Below are 3,936 nucleotides of genomic sequence, written 5' to 3'. Positions count from 1 at the left end.
CGAATGATCACCTGGTGCAGATTGGTCGGACCTGGCGAGGGTGCGTTATACCCAGCGATAGCGCCGCACATCACGATGCGGCCATGGTTGCGCATGGACGCCAGCGCGGCTTCCAACTGCGGTCCGGCGGTGTTGTCGAAGTAAACGTGTAAGCCATCCGGCGCGGCGGATTCCAATTGCCGCAGAGGATCCTGCTCGCGATAGTTGAACGCGTAGTCGACCTTCAGCTGGTTCTTGAGAAACGCCACCTTGGCTGCCGAACCCGCGCTGGCGATGACCTGGCAGCCCTGCAACTTCGCCAGTTGGCAGGCAACGCTGCCCACAGCGCCACCCGCGGCGGAGATGAAGACTGTTTCCCTTTCTTTGATTTTGGCAATGTCATTGAGGCCGACCCATGCCGTTAGGCCAGTGGCGCCCAAAACCCCCAAATAGGCAGAAGGAGGCGCGACGGTGGCATCGATCTTCCGCAACTGCGACGACTGGGCGGTGTAGTAATCGCGCCAGCCGCAGAAACTCAACACCCAGGTACTGGGACGGAAAGCGGCGTCGCGCGATTGCACCACCTGTCCTACGGCGGCGCCATCCAGAGTTTTGCCGACAACGAACGGCATAATGTAGGACTTGCCCTCATTCATGCGGCCGCGCATATAGGGATCGATGGAGAAAAAAGAATTTCGGACGAGGACTTCTCCCGGTTGCAACTCAGGCAGTTCTACGGTTGTGAGCTCAAAATTATCCCGTGTGGGCTCTCCTTGCGGACGAGAAACGAGACGTATTTCCTTTGCCTGAATGTTCACGCTTGGCATGTATGGCACCCTTGGATGCGATGATCGTGGACGCGAATCGGATTCGCGGCGATGCATTTCTTGCACTACCGCATTATCCGCTGTTCGCCGTGACCAGGGAAACCGTGAAGGCAAACTTTCGATGAGGTGGACTGAATCGCCCTAGGAGTGCTTCTGCTCGCTGTTGCATCGATGGGATTTTTCCCACTTCTCCAGCGAGCCGTCTAATTTGGAGCATTTTTTGCCTGCACCGCACCCCTTGCATGTTGAGAGAATCAACATGCGGTCGCCCTCCACGATGATATTGTTCGTGAAATTGGACGTTGACTTTGGGCGATGTGATGACATAGGACGAGAACTTCTGGAAGCGATGCCCTTGGTAACATGTCTAAACACACGGTTGTGGCCACGTCTGTGACGCGAATCACGCGCAATGGCGCAAATTTCTTCGCAGATCGATGTTGGAAGTGCAGTTCTCGTTGACACTGTTTTCCACCGGTTGATATAGTTTTAATTGGGAGCGAAGCGGACTAGGACTCACGCGCTCCGTTTCCCAATCCAGGGTTCCTTTTCTTCCCCGGCTCAAAATCTCGATCATGCCTGTTTTTCGGGTACCACCCAGGGAGTCGTTTTCTGACTTTCAGGTGATGGCACCGCCGACAGCGTTTCGAGCCAATGGCGAGAGAGAAAAGCCCCCAGATTTCACGCCCGGCTGAGATGCCATTTCGACAGCCAGTCGCCAAGGCGACCGCAGCCGGCTTGAAAGGATAATCTTCGGTTTCCCCAGGGAGACCGGCGGTTGCCCGATACGACGCGCCCGTCGCGCCGTATGAGTCCGGAGCCCCCTAGGTCTTATGGTAGACGTCCTCAATCCCGAACACACTGCGAGCAAAACCCTGAACACTACATTGGAAGCCAACGAAGTCACAACCCTCGAGACGCAAAACGAAGCGCCGGAAAACAACCACCACATTTCTGCCGCGGCAGAAACCCAACCAGCTGAGCCCAATTCCCAGACATCGGAGCAGACTGAGCCGACGAGCCACGCCGAAATCTCTGCGCTGGCGAGTGAGTCGCCAGCGGCAGCCCCTAAGGCCGCAGAAGCGCACGATGCCTCTTCCCATGAGGAAGAGATGGACTTTGGTGCATTGCTGGAGTCGTTTGAGCACGAGCAGGCGGCACAGGAGGCCGCGCAGGCCGTCGACGGCAACGTCGTGACCGGCACCGTGATCAAACTGACCGACAAGCATGTCGTGGTCGACGTGGGTCTGAAATCCGAGGGCTTGATTCCGATCGAGCAGGTGTTGGACCACACCGGTCAGCCGAAGCTGCAGCCAGGGCAGACGATTGAAGTGGTTGTGGAGCATGAGGAGCCCTCTGGCGGCTACCTACTGAGCTACGACAAGGCTTTGCGCCACCGCGTGTGGGACACGATTGAGAAAGCTGCGAACGACAAGACGCCAGTGAGCGGTATGGTTGTCAGCCGCGTTAAGGGCGGCTTGACGGTCGATATCGGGATCAAGGCATTCCTGCCGGGTTCGCAGGTCGAGATTCGGCCGGTTCGCAACCTGGAATCCTACATTGGCCAAACGATTGAAGTTCGCGTCATCAAGTTGAACAAGAAGCGCGGCAACGTCGTGGTTTCCCGCAAAGAATTGCTGGAGAACGAAGCCTCGCTGAAGCGGTCGCTGACTCTGGATCACCTGGAAGAAGGAACCATCCTGACGGGGACGGTGAAGAACCTGACCGAGTACGGTGCGTTCGTCGATCTGGGTGGCATTGATGGACTGCTGCACGTCACCGACATGTCCTGGGGACGCTTGACTCATCCTCGCGACCTGGTGAACGTAGGCGATGAGATTCAGGTGAAGGTGTTGAAGTTCGATCGCGAGAAGCAGCGCATTTCGCTCGGATTCAAACAGCTGACACCGGATCCGTGGCTCGACGTAGCCGAGCGCTACCCGATCGGCGCGCGCGTGCGTGGGCGCATTTTGAGCGTGACCGACTACGGTGCGTTTGTGGAACTGGAACAAGGCATCGAAGGCCTGGTCCACGTTTCCGAGATGACATGGTCGAAGCGCATGAAGCACCCGACCAAGCTGGTGAAGCCGGGCGATGAGATTGAGACCATCATTCTGAATGTGAATCCGGCGGATCGCCGTATTTCACTCGGCATGAAACAGCTGCTCGAGAACCCGTGGGAGCATCTTTCCGAACGCTACACGACCGGAAGCGTGGTTGAAGGTCGCGTGCGGAATCTTACGGAGTTTGGCGCGTTCATTGAGATTGAGGATGGGATTGACGGGCTGGTCCACGTCAGCAATATGAGCTGGACCAAGCGCATCAAGCACCCGTCTGAAGTGGTGAAGAAGGGCGACAAGGTCAAGGCCGTTGTGCTGGGAATTGAAGCGGAACATCGCCGATTGTCGCTGGGCATCAAGCAGCTGCAGCCGGATGTGTGGGAGTCATTCTTTGCACAGCACCAGGTAAACGATGTTGTGCATGGCAAAGTGCTCCGCATGGCGCAGTTCGGCGCGTTCGTGGAGTTGGCGGACGGAGTCGAGGGCCTGTGCCACGTATCGGAAGCCACCGATCTCCATGGGGTTCCGATCAAGCTGGACGTTGACCAGGAGCACGACTTCAAAATCATCAAGATGAACGCGGAAGAGAAGAAGATCGGCCTGAGCCTTCGCGCCGTTGGCGACGAAGCGACACGGGCGGATGTGGAGCAATACAAGGCGCCACACGCGAAGGAGCATGGACACGGGCATTCGCCTTCCAGCGGTCCGCGTGAAACTTCGTCTTCGCAGTCTTCCTCGTCCACTACGCTGGGCGATCTGATCAACTGGAAGAAGCGCGAGCGCGAAGAATAATCGCACCGCACAAGAACCTAAAAGCGCCGAATGCGATGCATTCGGCGCTTCTATTTGCAGCAGAAGTTGTGGAGCGAGCGAATCTACTTGCCGGTGTCAATCCGGATGATGACGCGAAAGATAGCCCTGTCGTCGAAGGAACTCAGGATCTTCGGCTTGCTGGATTTCCCATCCACCTTCGCCCAAAGCTTGTAATCGTCATTGGGAGACAGCTGCTCAAAGCGGTACGCTCCATCTTCCTGCGTGATGTAACTCTCGACCGTCAGGGTGTGCTGATT

General features: G+C 57.0%; 2 protein-coding genes and 1 pseudogene. 1 reads left to right on the top strand and 2 read right to left on the bottom strand.

The features are described from left to right. A partial coding sequence (locus tag VMU57_RS01605) for an NADP-dependent oxidoreductase (protein WP_325380122.1) occupies window positions 1-806 on the bottom strand: 806 nt, incomplete at its 3' end. An 833-nt stretch (window positions 807-1,639) separates the two neighbouring features. Here VMU57_RS01605 and VMU57_RS01600 point away from each other — a divergent pair. Continuing rightward, the gene (locus tag VMU57_RS01600) at window positions 1,640-3,658 is read left to right on the top strand and encodes a 30S ribosomal protein S1 (protein WP_325380120.1); all 2,019 of its coding nucleotides are present in this window, start codon (window positions 1,640-1,642) and stop codon (window positions 3,656-3,658) included. Between the two features lie 83 nt (window positions 3,659-3,741). On the opposite strand, the pseudogene VMU57_RS01595 reads toward VMU57_RS01600, so the two are convergent. Further along, window positions 3,742-3,936 (bottom strand): annotated as a pseudogene (locus tag VMU57_RS01595) (carboxypeptidase regulatory-like domain-containing protein); the annotation flags it as partial.

It is taken from the genome of Edaphobacter sp. (assembly GCF_035532915.1).
GTDB lineage: Bacteria > Acidobacteriota > Terriglobia > Terriglobales > Acidobacteriaceae > Edaphobacter.
Note: the sequence above shows the minus strand (reverse complement) of the source record. Positions and strands in the feature narration are given on the sequence as shown.

Excerpts from the sequence above, each read along its gene's own strand:
- VMU57_RS01600 (WP_325380120.1), top strand. The coding sequence starts at position 1,640 with ATGGTAGACGTCCTCAATCCCGAACACACTGCGAGCAAAACCCTGAAC.